Annotated in this window: 17 protein-coding genes; 8 read left to right on the top strand and 9 right to left on the bottom strand. The window is 54.2% G+C overall.

Going from position 1 to position 15,163, the window contains the following annotated elements; translation table 11 throughout:
- Both HP459_RS06315 and HP459_RS06310 read right to left on the bottom strand, forming a co-directional pair.
- Positions 1–406 (bottom strand): DUF481 domain-containing protein (locus HP459_RS06315; protein WP_171936028.1); only part of this gene is annotated, 406 nt, incomplete at its 3' end.
- A 5-nt stretch (positions 407–411) separates the two neighbouring features.
- On the bottom strand, positions 412–684 hold the full coding sequence (locus HP459_RS06310; RefSeq protein WP_022647832.1) for a hypothetical protein: 273 nt from the start codon (positions 682–684) through the stop codon (positions 412–414).
- A 17-nt stretch (positions 685–701) separates the two neighbouring features.
- On the opposite strand from HP459_RS06310, the gene pfkB reads away from it, so the two are divergent.
- From pfkB to HP459_RS06295, 3 genes are all read left to right on the top strand, one after another.
- On the top strand, positions 702–1,634 hold the full coding sequence (gene pfkB / locus HP459_RS06305; protein WP_022647831.1) for a 6-phosphofructokinase II: 933 nt from the start codon (positions 702–704) through the stop codon (positions 1,632–1,634).
- A 91-nt stretch (positions 1,635–1,725) separates the two neighbouring features.
- The gene (ghoS, locus tag HP459_RS06300; RefSeq protein WP_003857822.1) at positions 1,726–2,016 is read left to right on the top strand and encodes a type V toxin-antitoxin system endoribonuclease antitoxin GhoS; all 291 of its coding nucleotides are present in this window, start codon (positions 1,726–1,728) and stop codon (positions 2,014–2,016) included.
- Positions 2,017–2,121: 105 nt separating this feature from the next.
- Positions 2,122–2,982, top strand: coding sequence for a fructosamine kinase family protein (locus tag HP459_RS06295; protein WP_022647830.1), 861 nt, complete (start codon positions 2,122–2,124; stop codon positions 2,980–2,982).
- 32 nt (positions 2,983–3,014) lie between these two features.
- Here the strand turns inward: HP459_RS06295 and HP459_RS06290 are convergent, their stop codons facing one another.
- The gene (locus tag HP459_RS06290; protein WP_015570741.1) at positions 3,015–3,551 is read right to left on the bottom strand and encodes a YniB family protein; all 537 of its coding nucleotides are present in this window, start codon (positions 3,549–3,551) and stop codon (positions 3,015–3,017) included.
- A 141-nt stretch (positions 3,552–3,692) separates the two neighbouring features.
- Between HP459_RS06290 and hxpB the strand changes: the two genes are divergently transcribed.
- The 4 genes from hxpB (at position 3,693) to tcyP (ending at position 7,459) form a co-directional block, all read left to right on the top strand.
- A complete protein-coding gene (gene hxpB, locus HP459_RS06285; RefSeq protein ID WP_063150467.1) occupies positions 3,693–4,364 on the top strand; it encodes a hexitol phosphatase HxpB in 672 nt (223 codons plus the stop codon).
- A gap of 128 nt (positions 4,365–4,492) precedes the next feature.
- Positions 4,493–5,254, top strand: coding sequence for a 2-dehydro-3-deoxy-D-gluconate 5-dehydrogenase KduD (gene kduD / locus HP459_RS06280; protein ID WP_023299906.1), 762 nt, complete (start codon positions 4,493–4,495; stop codon positions 5,252–5,254).
- A 95-nt stretch (positions 5,255–5,349) separates the two neighbouring features.
- Positions 5,350–5,940, top strand: a complete 591-nt coding sequence (locus HP459_RS06275; protein ID WP_015570742.1) for a metal-dependent hydrolase — start codon at positions 5,350–5,352, stop codon at positions 5,938–5,940.
- A 127-nt stretch (positions 5,941–6,067) separates the two neighbouring features.
- Positions 6,068–7,459, top strand: a complete 1,392-nt coding sequence (gene tcyP / locus HP459_RS06270) for a cystine/sulfocysteine:cation symporter (RefSeq protein WP_022647826.1) — start codon at positions 6,068–6,070, stop codon at positions 7,457–7,459.
- A 48-nt stretch (positions 7,460–7,507) separates the two neighbouring features.
- Here the strand turns inward: tcyP and cedA are convergent, their stop codons facing one another.
- The gene (cedA, locus tag HP459_RS06265; RefSeq protein WP_022647825.1) at positions 7,508–7,747 is read right to left on the bottom strand and encodes a cell division activator CedA; all 240 of its coding nucleotides are present in this window, start codon (positions 7,745–7,747) and stop codon (positions 7,508–7,510) included.
- Between the two features lie 201 nt (positions 7,748–7,948).
- Here cedA and katE point away from each other — a divergent pair, with 201 nt between their 5' ends.
- Positions 7,949–10,198, top strand: coding sequence for a catalase HPII (gene katE, locus HP459_RS06260; RefSeq protein WP_022647824.1), 2,250 nt, complete (start codon positions 7,949–7,951; stop codon positions 10,196–10,198).
- 92 nt (positions 10,199–10,290) lie between these two features.
- On the opposite strand, the gene chbG is transcribed toward katE, so the two are convergent.
- The 5 genes from chbG to chbC all read right to left on the bottom strand — a co-directional run bounded on the left by chbG (position 10,291) and on the right by chbC (position 15,117).
- Positions 10,291–11,040, bottom strand: a complete 750-nt coding sequence (gene chbG / locus HP459_RS06255) for a chitin disaccharide deacetylase (RefSeq protein ID WP_038415892.1) — start codon at positions 11,038–11,040, stop codon at positions 10,291–10,293.
- Between the two features lie 11 nt (positions 11,041–11,051).
- Entirely contained in the window at positions 11,052–12,407 is a 1,356-nt protein-coding gene (locus HP459_RS06250; protein ID WP_048966328.1) for a 6-phospho-beta-glucosidase, read from the bottom strand.
- Positions 12,408–12,515: 108 nt separating this feature from the next.
- Positions 12,516–13,361 carry a transcriptional regulator ChbR gene (chbR, locus tag HP459_RS06245; protein WP_255248587.1) on the bottom strand — a complete coding sequence of 282 codons (846 nt, stop codon included), beginning with the start codon at positions 13,359–13,361 and terminating at the stop codon, positions 12,516–12,518.
- A gap of 2 nt (positions 13,362–13,363) precedes the next feature.
- Positions 13,364–13,711, bottom strand: coding sequence for a PTS N,N'-diacetylchitobiose transporter subunit IIA (chbA, locus tag HP459_RS06240; RefSeq protein ID WP_022647820.1), 348 nt, complete (start codon positions 13,709–13,711; stop codon positions 13,364–13,366).
- 47 nt (positions 13,712–13,758) lie between these two features.
- Entirely contained in the window at positions 13,759–15,117 is a 1,359-nt protein-coding gene (gene chbC, locus HP459_RS06235) for a PTS N,N'-diacetylchitobiose transporter subunit IIC (RefSeq protein ID WP_017384664.1), read from the bottom strand.
- Between the last annotated feature and the right edge of the window lie 46 nt (positions 15,118–15,163).

The raw sequence follows: 15,163 nt of genomic DNA, 5'->3' as shown, positions 1-15,163 counted from the left end.
CAGTCATGACATCGCGCTGGCGATAGCCATTGTAGCGGTCAGTAAGCCAACTCGCCTGCCCAAACAGGTAGTCATAATCTGTCATGTTGTAACGGCTACGCCCACCTACCGCGTATTTCTCAGAGGAGCGTTCATCGTTAGCAGATGTGTTGCTGGCATTGCCCCACAGCGACCAGGCCGTGGTGTTGCCGTACCAGGTCAGGGTGCTGTCTGCGGTCATGGAGGAGCTTTTCGTGTTACCGGATTGCGCCAGATACCCGGCATTCACGTTACCTTCAAAGGGTTTTTTGGCAGTGGAGGGATCGTCCATGACAGTAAAAACGGTATCATCGGCGGTTGCATTCAGTGACGCAAATACGCCACCCGCCAGCATCAGTGCTGCGGGTACTGTCTTCAAAAGCTTCATTTATTTTAGGAGTCCGTACAACATAAAAAGAGACCGTCACGGTCTCGGAAACTTTCTTGCGGATCAATGACAAGGCGACCATAGAAAGGTAACAAATTATAAAAAGCCGCAAATAACATAGCAATAATTTCTTCTTTCATTTTTTGAATAAGAACGATCCCAAAACGCGATTTAATGTATATACCCGGCCAAGGTTTTTTGTCAGCATTCATTTTTAAAATCATACTGTTATTTACGTTGCCTTCCTGCCAAACGGTGCCAGGCTTAAAATAACCCATGATAAAAGGAGGTCATGATGGCTTCGATTTACACGCTGACGCTCTCCCCTTCCCTCGACTCTGCGACCATGACGCCGCAAATCTATCCGGAAGGTAAGCTGCGCTGTAGCGCGCCGGTGTTTGAGCCGGGCGGCGGCGGCATTAACGTGGCGCGTGCCATTACCCATCTCGGCGGAAAAGCAACCGCCATCTTCCCCGCTGGCGGCGCCACGGGTGAGCATCTGGTTGCGTTGCTGGCAGATGAACAGGTTGCCGTAGATACCGTTGACGCCAGAGACTGGACCCGGCAAAACCTGCATGTCCATGTTGAATCCAGCGGCGAGCAATATCGTTTTGTGATGCCAGGGGCGAAGTTGAGCGATGATGAGTTTCGTCAACTGGAAGAGAAAGTGCTGACCATTGAAAGCGGCTCATTGCTAGTGATCAGCGGTAGCCTGCCGCCGGGCGTCAAAACAGAAAAGCTGACGGCACTGGTTCAGGCGGTGCTCCAGCGCGGCATCCGCTGCATTGTCGATAGCTCAGGCGATGCCCTGAAGGCGGCGTTAGAGCCCGGACAACTTGAACTTGTCAAACCTAACCAGAAAGAGCTCAGTGCGCTTGTCAATCGCGAGCTCAACCAGCCTGATGACGTGCGTACTGCCGCAGAAGAGCTGGTACGCACGGGCAAAGCGCATCGCGTTGTAGTCTCTCTCGGTCCTCAGGGTGCGCTGGCCGTCGACAAGACGGGCTGCGTGCAGGTTGTTCCACCGCCGATGAAAAGTCAGAGTACCGTGGGTGCCGGAGACAGTATGGTTGGCGCGATGGTGCTGAAGCTGGCGCAGGGCGCTTCGCTTCTGGAGATGGCACGCTATGGCGTCGCGGCAGGGAGCGCTGCCACCATCAATCAGGGAACCCGTCTGTGTTCGCTTGCGGATACTCAGAAAATTGTCGATTACCTGGCGAGAAGCTGAACGTGCTTCCCCTTCCCGTGGAGGGGGAAGTCGCCAAATATGGCTTATCGACTATGCTAAGAAAACTTTCAGGATAACAACGAGGTGAATTATGAGCAGTGGTGATATCACCCGCTACGTCGTAACCGTCAATATTCATGAAGCATCGCTGACCGAACTGAATGAACTCAACAACGCTTTCACGCGGGCGAATTTTCTGCTCACGCTGACGGACGATGAGGGCAATATTCACGATCTCGGCTCGCTGGCCTTTGGCCTGATAAGCCCGCTGAGTCAGGAGGAGGTGAAGGCGCTGGCCAGTAGCCTGGTGGAAAGCGTGACTGACAAAGCCACGGAAATTGATGTGGATAGCTGGGAAAACTGGCATAAAAAAGAACAATAAGTGCCCTGTACAAAATTAAACCGCTCAGTTGTGCGTTAGTTCCTGTTTTTTTATAGCCGTTTTGCGCTAACTTTATGATCTGGCAGACAACATGGGAGAGACATCATGTGGCAGGCTATCAGTCATCTTTTAAGTGAGCAACTGGGTGAAGGTGAAATTGAACTGCGTAACGAACTGCCAGGCGGAGAGATCCATGCCGCATGGCATTTACGTTACGCCGGGCGCGATCTCTTCGTGAAATGTGATGAGCGCGAATTGCTCCCCATTTTTACGGCCGAAGCCGATCAGCTTGAGTTGTTATCGCGCAGTAAAACAGTCAACGTTCCACAGGTTTTAGCCGTTGGCAGCGATCGTGACTACAGCTTTCTGGTGATGAACTATCTTCCGGCGCGCCCTCTGGATGCGCACAACGCCTTTATTCTCGGCCAACAGATCGCCCGTTTGCACCAGTGGAGCGATCAACCTCAGTTTGGGCTCGATTTCGATAACGACCTCTCAACCACCCCACAGCCAAACGCGTGGCAACGCCGCTGGTCGACTTTTTTTGCCGAGCAGCGCATAGGCTGGCAGCTGGAGCTGGCCGCTGAAAAGGGACTAGCGTTCGGCAACATCGACGCGATTGTTGAACACATTCAGCAGCGTCTGGCTTCGCATCAGCCTCAGGCTTCCCTTCTGCACGGTGATTTATGGTCGAACAACTGCGCGCTTGGGCCTGATGGTCCCTATATATTTGACCCGGCCTGCTACTGGGGCGACAGAGAATGTGACCTCGCGATGCTGCCGTTGCACCCTGAACAGCCGCCGCAAATTTATGATGGCTATCAGTCTGTCTCGCCGTTACCTGCGGGTTTCCTTGAACGTCAGCCGGTTTATCAGCTGTACACCTTGCTAAACCGGGCGATTTTGTTTGGCGGGAGTCATCTGGTGAATGCCCAGCGGGCGCTGGACCGTATCCTGGCGGCATAGCGGGAGGGGGCGGCAATACGCCCCCTTTGACATTACAGGAAGCCGAGCAGCGTAAAGAAGAAATACCCGGCCACAATGATAATAACCGGCAAAATATAGAGCGGGAAAAACTGCACAAAAATGGTATGACGCGGAACGACAATGCGCGATTCGATCTGCTCGCGGCTCATCCCGTCAGGGCCTTTCGCCTTCTCAAGTATCAGCTGATCTTCCACCCCTTCGCGTAAAAAGCGGGTCTGGCGACTCATGCGCGCGCCGGAGGCCTGCAACGCCATCGCGATAAAGATCAACGCATAGATTATCCAGAACCCGACATTCAGCTGGTGGTGAAAATCCGGGGTGGGAGAGTTGAACCAGAAGACGTTCAGGAATGGGGTGTTAAACCGCATCATCTCAATCATGACGTGGGCAAAATCGAGCATGACGGCATTAATGCCCGGCTGTTTTTCGCTGTGATCGTACATAAATTTAAGTACGGAGATCAGCGTTGAAATCAGGGCGGGAATGAAAATAACCCAACCAGCAATACGTTTTAAGACTGCGATGCGTCCAGCTTGTTGATACGTCATTAGTTCCTCTTCATAAAGACGCGTTATTTGTGCCTAAGTCTACCTGCTGTCGGTCATTTTCGCCCGATCTTTGAATGCAATATGCTAAATTGCTTGTGCTTAGCACCGTTCGTCTTACCCCCAAGATAAGGAGATGTTGTAATGTCGACACCGCGCCAGATACTTGCCGCTATTTTTGACATGGATGGATTGTTGATTGATTCCGAACCCCTGTGGGATCGGGCTGAACTGGACGTGATGGCCAGCCTCGGCGTCGATATCACTCGTCGTAATGAGCTTCCCGATACCCTGGGGCTGCGCATCGATATGGTGGTTGACCTTTGGTATGCCCACCAGCCATGGGTTGGCCCGGATCGCGACGAAGTTACGGCGCGCATTATCAACCGTGCTATCTCCCTTGTAGAAGAGAATAAGCCTCTGTTACCGGGCGTACGCGACGCTATCGCCCTGTGCAAGGCGCAAGGGCTGAAAGTGGGGCTTGCCTCTGCCTCACCTCTGCATATGCTGGAAAAAGTGCTGACGATGTTCGGGCTGCGCGACAGCTTCGACGCGCTGGCCTCGGCCGAAAAGCTTCCTTACAGCAAGCCACATCCGCAGGTGTATATGGACTGCGCCGCGAAACTGGGGCTGGATCCGCTTACCTGTGTGGCGCTGGAAGATTCGGTTAACGGCATGGTGGCGTCCAAAGCCGCACGTATGCGCTCCATCGTTGTGCCGGCTGAAGAAGGCCGACACGATCCCCGCTTTGCCCTCGCGGATGTCAGGCTGACGTCTCTTGAAGAATTGACTGCCCGCCATCTGCGCGGAGAGTAACGCTCTTTCAGGCAGCTTCGGCTGCCTGTATCACAAAATCAAAACAACGTTTTACTTTATTTGCTTTTCTCATTCCAGACTCCTATCCTTACGTGCAGAATGACAATAACCTGACTTCTGAGGCGCGTATGATACTGGATGCTTTTACTCTGGCAGGAAAAGTGGCGATGGTGACCGGGTGCGATACCGGTCTGGGGCAAGGCATGGCCATTGCCCTCGCCCAGGCAGGATGCGATATCGTGGGGGTAAACCGCAAGGTTCCTGACGAAACGGCAGCGCGCGTCACGGCGCTGGGACGGCGCTTTATCGCAATTCGCGCCGATCTCGGCAAGCATGAGAGTATTCAGAGCGTCGTGGATACCGCCGTCACAGAGATGGGCCGCATCGATATTCTGGTTAACAATGCCGGCACCATTCGTCGGTGCGATGCGCTGGAATTTAGCGAGAAGGACTGGGACGAGGTTATCGATCTCAATCTGAAATCGGTCTTTTTCCTCTCTCAGGCAGTAGCGAAACAGTTTATCGTGCAGGGTCAGGGCGGCAAGATCATTAACATTGCCTCCATGCTCTCCTTCCAGGGCGGCATTCGGGTGCCGTCCTATACGGCTTCGAAAAGCGGCGTCCTCGGGCTCACCCGCCTGCTGGCAAACGAATGGGCGCCGCTAGGTATTAACGTGAATGCTATCGCGCCGGGTTATATGGCGACAAATAACACCCAACAACTTCGCGATGATGAGCAGCGCAGCCAGGCGATCCTCGACCGTATTCCGGCGGGCCGCTGGGGACTTCCGGAGGATTTACAGGGTCCGGTGGTGTTTCTGGCCTCGGCGGCGTCGGATTACGTTAACGGCCATACCCTTGCCGTAGACGGTGGCTGGCTGGCGCGCTAACCGCCGGTTTGTGACAAAGAGTTACACCGTCACCTCTTTCACACACTGTATAAAAACCCTATACTGTATGGATTGACAGTTTACCGGGTTTTATCATGACGGCGGAAGGCCACCTGCTTTTTTCACTTGCCTGTGCAGTGTTTGCTAAAAACGCTGAACTGACCCCTGTGCTGGCCCAGGGGGACTGGTGGCATATTGTCCCTTCTGCCGTGCTGACCTGCCTGCTGCCGGACATCGACCATCCAAAATCATTCCTTGGTCAGCGGCTGAAGTGGATTTCAAAACCCATCGCCAGAGCCTTTGGTCATCGCGGGTTTACCCACAGCCTGCTGGCCGTATTTGGCCTGCTTACACTCTTCTATTTGAAGGTTCCCGAGAGTTGGATAGTCCCGGCGGATGCCATTCAGGGCATGGTGCTCGGCTACTTAAGCCATATCCTCGCCGATATGCTGACGCCAGCGGGCGTTCCGCTGCTCTGGCCCTGCCGCTGGCGTTTCCGCCTGCCAATCCTCGTGCCGCAAAAAGGCAACCAGCTGGAGCGCGTTCTGTGCATGGCGCTGTTTGCCTATGCCGTCTGGATGCCGCAGACATTGCCCGAAAATGGTGCAGTGCGCTGGTCATCGCAGATGATCAACTCGCTGCAATTTCAGTTCAATCGTTTTATTAATCACCAGATTGAGCATTAAACCGGCAATACAATCACTTTTGTCATAAACCATTCCATATGGATATAAGCGCCACATCACACTTCTGATAACCTTGCGCCAACAGGTTCGGTAAAAACCGACCGTATAATAAATCAGGAGAACGGGGATGAATTTTCCACTCATCGCGAACATTGTTGTGTTCGTCGTATTGCTATTGCTTCTCGCCCAGGCTCGCCACAAACAGTGGAGCCTGGCGAAAAAGGTACTGGTTGGTCTGGTCATGGGCGTGGTGTTTGGCCTGGCCTTACACGCTATTTACGGCTCCGACAGCCCGGTACTGAAAGATTCCATTCAGTGGTTCAACATTGTCGGTAACGGCTATGTACAGCTGCTGCAAATGATCGTTATGCCGCTGGTATTCGCCTCAATTCTGAGCGCCGTAGCCCGGCTGCATAATGCTTCTCAACTGGGTAAAATCAGTTTCCTGACCATTGGCACCCTGCTCTTCACCACGCTGATTGCGGCGCTGGTGGGTGTGCTGGTTACCAATCTGTTTGGCCTGACTGCTGAAGGTCTGGTGCAGGGTAGCGCTGAAACCGCGCGTCTGACGGCGATTGAGACCAACTACGTGGGTAAAGTGGCCGATCTGACCGTTCCGCAGATGGTGCTCTCCTTCATTCCGAAAAACCCGTTTGCTGACCTGACCGGTGCAAGCCCAACCTCCATTATCAGCGTAGTGATCTTCGCTGCGTTCCTGGGCGTGGCTGCGCTGAAGCTGCTGAAGGACGATGCGCCGAAAGGCGAGCGGGTTCTGACTGCCATCGATACCCTGCAAAGCTGGGTAATGAAGCTGGTGCGTCTGGTCATGCAGCTGACGCCGTACGGTGTCCTGGCGCTGATGACCAAAGTCGTGGCAGGTTCTAACCTGCAAGACATCATCAAGCTTGGCAGCTTTGTGATTGCCTCGTACCTCGGTCTGGGCATCATGTTTGTTGTGCACGGCATCCTGCTGGCGGTGAACGGCGTTGGCCCGCTGAAATATTTCCGCAAAGTCTGGCCGGTGCTGACCTTCGCCTTCACCAGCCGTTCCAGCGCGGCATCGATTCCGCTGAACGTGGAAGCACAGACACGTCGTCTGGGCGTACCCGAGTCTATCGCCAGCTTCTCGGCCTCCTTTGGCGCCACCATCGGGCAGAACGGCTGTGCGGGTCTCTACCCGGCGATGCTGGCCGTGATGGTTGCCCCAACCGTGGGTATTAACCCGCTGGATCCGGTCTGGATTGCGACGCTGGTCGGTATCGTGACCATTAGCTCCGCCGGTGTTGCGGGCGTGGGCGGCGGCGCGACCTTCGCTGCGCTGATCGTTCTGCCTGCGCTGGGGCTGCCGGTAACGCTGGTTGCCCTGCTGATCTCTGTTGAACCACTGATCGATATGGGTCGTACCGCGTTGAACGTGAGTGGTTCAATGACCGCCGGTACCCTGACCAGCCAGTGGCTGAAGCAGACCGACAAAACGATTCTCGACAGTGAAGATGATGCCGAACTGGCACATCGTTAATCACTGCTGAAATAAAAAAACCGCCATCGGGCGGTTTTTTTATGGCTGTTATTCTTCAACCTCTTCATCCTGGCGGGTCTGCATTGCCCATCGCTGCGCCGATTCCGGCACCGTAAACGCAGGGGAGCGACGGAAGTGCTCGCCAATCAGCACGAAGGCAACGTATTTACCCCGCAGCATCCAGACGTCGCGAAAACCATCCACCTTCAGGGCATGGTCTGGCGGCGCGGGCTCAACGCGGGGTACATAGCTAATAACCTGGCGGTTTTGTTGACGAAGAGGTTTCATAAGCGACGGGTTCACTAAAGCAAATTCTTAAAGCAGGAAATTTCTATCATAGCCGATTCTCCCCCCGCCCGTCGCGCCTGACGTATCGCAGATGGCTCCTTTCGCTAATCAATATCTGAAAACGCTTAGTTCGCCTGCTAATTCTTAACATTGTTCTATCCTTAATAGGGTTTTTAGGAATGAACAAAGGAGAAGCGTGCAATGTCGAACAATGATAAACCACATCAGTCACCCATTCATGGGACTGAAGAATCTCAACCGGGAATGGACTCACTTGCCCCAGCCGACGGCTCACACAAACCATCACCGGGTCCTTCCGCACCGGGTGAACAGCCTACCGCCCCGGGCAGCATGAAAGCCCCGGAAACGGAAAACGAAAAGCTGAAATCGCTCGATCCTCACCGCAAGGGCGGTGAAGGCCATGCGCTGACCACGAACCAGGGCGTTCGCATTGCCGATGATCAGAACTCCCTGCGCGCCGGAACGCGCGGCCCGACGCTGCTGGAAGATTTCATCCTGCGCGAAAAAATCACCCATTTCGACCATGAGCGTATCCCTGAGCGTATCGTCCACGCTCGCGGCTCCGCGGCGCACGGCTATTTTCAGCCGTACAAGAGCCTGAAGGAGATCACGAAAGCAGATTTCCTTTCCGATCCGAATAAAATCACACCGGTGTTTGTACGTTTCTCTACCGTACAGGGCGGCGCGGGTTCGGCCGACACGGTGCGTGATATCCGCGGCTTCGCCACCAAATTCTATACCGAAGAGGGCATTTTCGACCTCGTCGGGAATAACACCCCGGTTTTCTTCATACAGGACGCGCATAAGTTCCCTGACTTTGTCCATGCGGTAAAACCAGAACCACACTGGGCCATACCGCAGGGACAAAGTGCGCATGACACATTCTGGGACTACGTCTCCCTGCAACCGGAAACCCTTCACAACGTGATGTGGGCGATGTCTGACCGGGGGATCCCGCGCAGCTATCGCACCATGGAAGGCTTTGGTATTCATACCTTCCGTCTGATTAACGCTGAAGGTAAAGCGACGTTTGTGCGTTTCCACTGGAAACCGGTCGCGGGGAAAGCGTCGCTGGTGTGGGATGAAGCGCAGAAGCTGACCGGACGCGATCCGGACTTCCACCGTCGCGAACTGTGGGAATCCATTGAAGCCGGTGATTTCCCGGAATACGAGCTGGGGTTACAGCTGATCCCGGAAGAAGACGAGTTCAAATTCGACTTCGACCTGCTCGACCCGACCAAGCTTATTCCTGAAGAGTTGGTGCCGGTTCAGCTGGTGGGTAAAATGGTGCTTAACCGCAACCCGGACAACTTCTTCGCGGAAAATGAGCAGGCAGCGTTCCACCCGGGCCATATTGTGCCGGGGCTGGACTTCACCAACGATCCGCTGCTGCAGGGTCGTCTGTTCTCTTACACCGATACGCAGATCAGCCGTCTTGGTGGACCTAACTTCCATGAGCTCCCAATCAACCGTCCGACCTGTCCGTACCATAACTTCCAGCGTGACGGGATGCATCGCCAGGATATCGATACCAACCCGGCGAACTACGAGCCGAACTCCATTAACGATAACTGGCCGCGTGAAACCCCGCCGGGGCCAAAACGTGGCGGATTCGAGTCGTATCAGGAGCGCGTGGACGGAACAAAAATTCGCGAGCGCAGCCCGTCATTCGGCGAATATTACGCTCAGCCTCGCCTGTTCTGGAACAGCCAGACCCCGATCGAACAGCAGCACATTATCGGCGGCTTCAGCTTCGAGCTGAGCAAAGTGGTGCGTACCTACATTCGCGAGCGCGTGGTCGACCATCTGGCGCATATTGATATCCAGCTTGCTCAGGGCGTGGCGAATAATCTCGGCATTACGCTGACTGACGAGCAATGCCATGCTGCACCGCCTAAAGACGTGAACGGGCTGAAGAAGGATCCGTCCCTGAGCCTGTACGCGGTACCTGGCGGGTCGATCAAAGGCCGCGTAGTGGCTATCCTGCTGAACGATAAACCGCGCGCCAGCGACGTGCTGGGGATCATGAGGGCGCTCAAGACTCAGGGCGTACATGCCAAACTGCTTTACTCACGCATGGGTGAAGTGACGGCCGATGATGGCTCCGTCCTGCCGATTGCTGCGACCTTCGCCGGGGCACCGTCCCTGACGGTTGATGCGGTGATTATGCCGTGCGGCGACGTTGAGAGTTTGCTCGGTAACGGTGATGCCGCCTATTATCTGCTGGAAGCCTATAAGCACCTGAAGCCAATCGCCCTCGCAGGCGATGCGCGGAAGTTTAAATCGCTGCTGAAGGTACCGGATCAAGGGGAAGAAGGCATTGTCGAAGGTGATAACATTGACGATGCGTTTATGACCCGGCTGTTTGACCTGCTCGCCGCGCACCGCGTGTGGTCGCGCAGCAGCAAGATTGACCAGATACCGGCGTAAAAAAAACCGGGTGGCGCTACGCTTACCCGGCCTATATTTCGACTGATGTTGTAGGCCCGGTAAGGCGAAGCCGTCCCCGGGCTTTATTTTGCTCACAAATCCCTGAACGTCCCCAGACGATACCCACGCTCGGCAATCGCATACTTCAACGACGCCGACGTTAGCACGTCCAGTTCCGCCAGACGCGGCCAGCAGTAGGCGCTCTTACGTACGATGTTATCGACAAACGCCGGATGCGCCATTACCTCAAGCGAGCGCTCCCCTTTTGCGGCGGAGGCATCCAGCACCTTCAGGAACAGCGCTTCGTCGATATCGTCGCCATAAAATGCGCTGCTGAACCCCTCCGTTGACGTCACCGCAACGTCCGGCAGTCCGCGCACCTCCCGATCCACGCGCATCGCCACGCCTTTACGTTTGGCAAATTCTGCCACAAGCGGGAAAATCGCCGGGATCATATGCACATGATGATGACTGTCGATATGGGTGGGCTCGCGGCCAAACACATCCACAAAGCGGTTAAACTGGCAGTCCAGCTCGCGGGCAATCTCATCAAGTGGCAAAGCGTCCTGCTCCGCCATTTCCCAAATCCATTTACCCAGTTGTCCGTCGCGCGTCAGCCCCGGCATCGGTGAAAGGGGCAACCCAAGCGTCAGCACAAAGTGCATGCCCACGCCCAGTTCGGGCAGCTCACGGCTTAGCTGCGCCGCATGTTCCACCGCCTCACCGTTGATGAGCGCTGTTGTAGAGGTCACGACGCCCCGGCGACAGGCTTCGATAATGCCGTAGTTCTGCCCTTTTGACAGGCCGAAATCATCGGCATTGACGATCAGCAGGTTTTCCATCGCGCCTCCTCTTAACGGTGTGTGAGTTTCAGTTTCTCAACCGTTGCAGCAAAGTTTGGCAGCCATTTCTCATGCGCCAGGATCATCTCACTCGCGAGTTTTTCAGCGTCACGGTCAGAATGCACCAGCGGGCTCAGGTTCAGCGCCAGCAGCACGTCATTCAGCTCGCCGCTCAGGGCCGCATTGCTCGCCGCCACTTCAAAGCCTTTGATGGTGTGAATCAGGCCCATCACCTTATCGTCGAAGTGGGTAATGCGGGGATGCGGTTTTGCACCCTCGCGCCCAAGGATGCAGGTCATCTCTACGGCCCAGTCTGCCGGGATATTGTCGATGTGCCCATGATGCGGAACGTTCACATAGTGCTCGGCCTGCTTGTCATTGTAAATGGCGTTGATCACTTCACACGCGGCATCTGAATAGTATGCCCCACCGCGCTGCTCAAGCTCTTTCGGTTTGACGTTCAGGTTCGGATCTTTATACAAATCAAAAAGCTGCTTCTCTACTTTCTGTACAACCTGAGCGCGTGCGCCACCTTTGTAGTATTCGCCCATTTCAATCGCCAGCATCTCTTTCTGCTTGAAGTAGTAAAGCAGATACGAGCACGGCAGCAGATTCAGGGAGCGGATCAGCCCTTCGCTGAACGGCAGATCGAAGATGTTTTTCACCGAGGCCGCGGTCAGGCGACCAGAGGCAACGCCATCAAGCAGCTCCGCAAAGCGCGATTGCCCGTTCACAATCACATCCTTGATAAAGACCATGTGGTTCAGGCCGAACAGGTCAATGGACAATTCATCGTTATCGGTTAGCGCCAGCACATCGCGGATGAACATCTTCATGCCGATCGGAATATTGCAGACGCCGATAAAGCGTTTGAAACCGGTGTGACGATAGACTGCCTCGGTGACCATCCCGGCCGGGTTGGTAAAGTTAATCACCCACGCGTTCGGGCAGATCTCCTCCACGTCTTTAATGATGTCAAAAATGACCGGAATCGTACGCAGACCTTTAAACAGGCCACCTGCCCCGTTGGTTTCCTGGCCCAGATAACCGTGGCTCAGCGGAATACGCTCGTCCAGCTCACGCGCCTTCAGCTGGCCGACGCGCAGCTGGGTGGTCACGAAGTCAGCATCTTTCAGCGCCTGGCGGCGATCCAGCGTTTTATGCACGGTTAAAGGCACGCCTGCTTTTTCAACCATGCGTTTGCACAGTTCAAAAATAATATTTAGCTTCTCCTGACCTTCTTCAACATCCACCAGCCATAATTCGCTGACCGGTAATTCATGATAACGTTTCAGGAAACCTTCAAGTAATTCCGGGGTATAGCTGCTGCCGCCACCAATGGTTACCACTTTTAATTTCTTTTGCATAAACTCTCCCTTAGCTTATCAGGGTAATCGCCTGCAAGGTATAGCGTACTCTTCCCGCTATCTGGGCAAGCCATTACGTCAATATTCCTGGCGGATAACCGCCGAAAGTTAATTAATTACCGTTAAATTTTTGCGGTAACTGTTCGGTGTGAATGAAGTCATTTTCTTAAAGGTTTTAATAAACAGGCTGGGGCTGCTGTAACCCGATTCGTAAGCGATATCGGTGACAGAGTAGTTAGTAATTTCCAGCTGTTTTTTGGCAAAATTGATGCGGATTTCATTAATAATTTGAACAGGCGTTTTACGGTAATAGCGCTGCGTGGCGCGCGTTAAATATTCCTGCGATTTACCCGACAGCGCCACCATGTTTTCCAGGGCGTTATCGCTGAACTGTCCTTTGTCGTGCATCAGCTCCACGGTACTGCGCAGCCACTGAGGAATATCATCCACCACCTGCTGTTCTTCACGGTGATGGCGAAGACGGTTCATGACGTAGAACGTCACGGTTTCAATAAATTCATCAAATTCATTGTCGCGGAAATTCAGCGAGGCGATAACCGTTTCAATCCAGGTCATAAACTCATTTTTAACGCGATAGACCTGTGACGCCACAAAGCAGAACGGAACCAGCGGCAGATAGTGCTTCTCGAAGAAACGCCTGCTCACCCCTACGTTAAGAATGCGCGTCGCACCAAACTCATAAAAGCTCTGGTGATAGGACCCCATCGGCAGGAAGACGAAATCGCCACGCTCAAGCAGGACGCGCTTACCGTTGATCTCCTGATAGTAGCGGCCGGTCAGAACAATCGTGAACTCGTAGTAGTCATGCTGGTGCAGACCGCTGGCGCTCTCCGTTTTGTTGTAAATCACCACGTGAAAATTCTTGCCATTAAACAGCTGCTGCTCATGTGCGGTTTTGATTTCCATCGTGCTGACCTCCTGGTGCCTGTTCAGACTTACTGCATCTTCTCGTGAAGCTCGATGAGCTCCGCTACCATCTCGCGCGCCAGCATGGATGTCATCAGGTGATCCTGCGCATGTACCAGCACCAGACTCACTTTCATCTTCCCTTCGCCCTGGTCGCTTTCGATGAGTTTCGTCTGCACCAGATGCGCTTCGTTTAACGCCGTACGGGACTGCTCCATCATGGTTTTCGCGGCAACAAAATCGCCCTGCTTAGCCTGCTTAAGCGCCGCATACGCCAGGCTTCGCGCCTGCCCGGAATTGATGATGAGCCCCATCACCACCTCTTCCAGATCGTTCACTGCGGTTTCTTCGGCAACGATACTCTCTAAATCTAACATCTTTAAGCTCCTTTACGCTGGCGCGGGTTCCCCCGCGCCGTGCAATTTTAGAATTTCAGTGCGAGGGCGATATCCTCCTCGCTCTCTTCTTCATCGATAACCGTTGCAGCCTTGTTCGCAATCGCCACGAACGGCATGTAGAGCAGGGTTGCAATCCCGAGGTTGAATATCGCCAGCAGGAAGGCGGCCACGCTACCGTTGGTGTTGAAGAACGCGCCCAGACCAGCTGGCATCGTCCACGGCGCAATGTTGGTCACCGGCGGGATAATGCCCAGGTAGTATGCCGTCAGCGTAATCGCGGCCAGCAGCGGCTGAACCAGGATGAAAGGAATGAACATCACCGGGTTCATGATAATTGGCAGACCAAACAGGATCGGCTCGTTAATCTGGAAGATGCCTGACGGCAGGGCCAGCTTCGCAACCTGACGATGGTCGGCGCGGCGAGAGACAATAAAGACCGCGATGATCAGACCCAACGTCGCCCCGGTACCGCCCAGGAAGATATAGGAGTCAAGCATCGGCTTCGCCCACACATGGAAGGTTTTACCGGCCGCCAGCGCCGCATCGACGGAGCCGTACTGCTGGTAAAGCGCGACGTTTTCCAGTGCCCATGGGGTCATAATACCGCTGTCCAGCGCCGCCAGTGCCAGTGAACCATGCACGCCGAAGAACCACAGCAGGGAGGTAAAGATGACATACGCCCAACCGACCACGCTACCCATCGACGCCAGCGGCGTTGAGATAGAGTCCATAATGATCTGGTGGAAGTTAGTTCCCCAGTGAGAGAGCGCCCAGGCAATAATCCCCATGATGGAGAGAATAATGAAGCCCGGTATCAACGCGGAAAATGAACGAGAAACGGAGGCCGGAACGCTATCCGGCAAGCGGATAACCCAGTTGCGGCGAATAATAAAGGTGAACATTTCGGCCACCACCAGTCCGATAATAATACCGGAAATGATGTTTGCCCCACCCAGCCAGTTGGCGCCCACGGCGTAAGCGTCGCCCACGCTGTACGGCGTGACGGTCATAAACGCGGCAATGGACAGTAAGCCCGCCGCCAGCGGATCCACCTTACGCTCTTCCGCCAGGGCCATTCCAATAAAGAAAGGCGCCATTAGCGACATAATACCCAACGTACCGTTGTATACGTTGCCGCCAATGGCTTTTAAACCATTAAGGGTTTCAATAGTGGAAGCATCTAACCTAATTCCTAATGAATAAAAAAAGGAACCTTCTCCAAAGCTGAGAAAAACGTTGTTAATTAAAACGAACATTGCCCCGGCTAATGTCAACGGCATTAATTTAATAAAGCCGTTCTTAATGGCATTAACGTGAGGCTGCTTTCCTATTTTAACAGCAAAAGGAAGGAGTACCTTTTCAAGTGAAGCGATGACTTTACTCATAGGAAAATACCCTTAAATGCCGCAACGACCGTTACGGCGTATTGTG

This window comes from Enterobacter sp. CM29 (assembly GCF_013179605.1).
GTDB lineage: Bacteria > Pseudomonadota > Gammaproteobacteria > Enterobacterales > Enterobacteriaceae > Enterobacter > Enterobacter intestinihominis.
This window is presented reverse-complemented; position numbering and strand designations above follow the sequence as displayed.

Excerpts from the sequence above, each read along its gene's own strand:
- HP459_RS06310 (WP_022647832.1), bottom strand. The coding sequence starts at position 684 with ATGGGTTATTTTAAGCCTGGCACCGTTTGGCAGGAAGGCAACGTAAAT.
- pfkB (WP_022647831.1), top strand. The coding sequence starts at position 702 with ATGGCTTCGATTTACACGCTGACGCTCTCCCCTTCCCTCGACTCTGCG.
- ghoS (WP_003857822.1), top strand. The coding sequence starts at position 1,726 with ATGAGCAGTGGTGATATCACCCGCTACGTCGTAACCGTCAATATTCAT.
- HP459_RS06295 (WP_022647830.1), top strand. The coding sequence starts at position 2,122 with ATGTGGCAGGCTATCAGTCATCTTTTAAGTGAGCAACTGGGTGAAGGT.
- HP459_RS06290 (WP_015570741.1), bottom strand. The coding sequence starts at position 3,551 with ATGACGTATCAACAAGCTGGACGCATCGCAGTCTTAAAACGTATTGCT.
- hxpB (WP_063150467.1), top strand. The coding sequence starts at position 3,693 with ATGTCGACACCGCGCCAGATACTTGCCGCTATTTTTGACATGGATGGA.
- kduD (WP_023299906.1), top strand. The coding sequence starts at position 4,493 with ATGATACTGGATGCTTTTACTCTGGCAGGAAAAGTGGCGATGGTGACC.
- HP459_RS06275 (WP_015570742.1), top strand. The coding sequence starts at position 5,350 with ATGACGGCGGAAGGCCACCTGCTTTTTTCACTTGCCTGTGCAGTGTTT.
- tcyP (WP_022647826.1), top strand. The coding sequence starts at position 6,068 with ATGAATTTTCCACTCATCGCGAACATTGTTGTGTTCGTCGTATTGCTA.
- cedA (WP_022647825.1), bottom strand. The coding sequence starts at position 7,747 with ATGAAACCTCTTCGTCAACAAAACCGCCAGGTTATTAGCTATGTACCC.
- katE (WP_022647824.1), top strand. The coding sequence starts at position 7,949 with ATGTCGAACAATGATAAACCACATCAGTCACCCATTCATGGGACTGAA.
- chbG (WP_038415892.1), bottom strand. The coding sequence starts at position 11,040 with ATGGAAAACCTGCTGATCGTCAATGCCGATGATTTCGGCCTGTCAAAA.
- HP459_RS06250 (WP_048966328.1), bottom strand. The coding sequence starts at position 12,407 with ATGCAAAAGAAATTAAAAGTGGTAACCATTGGTGGCGGCAGCAGCTAT.
- chbA (WP_022647820.1), bottom strand. The coding sequence starts at position 13,711 with ATGTTAGATTTAGAGAGTATCGTTGCCGAAGAAACCGCAGTGAACGAT.
- chbC (WP_017384664.1), bottom strand. The coding sequence starts at position 15,117 with ATGAGTAAAGTCATCGCTTCACTTGAAAAGGTACTCCTTCCTTTTGCT.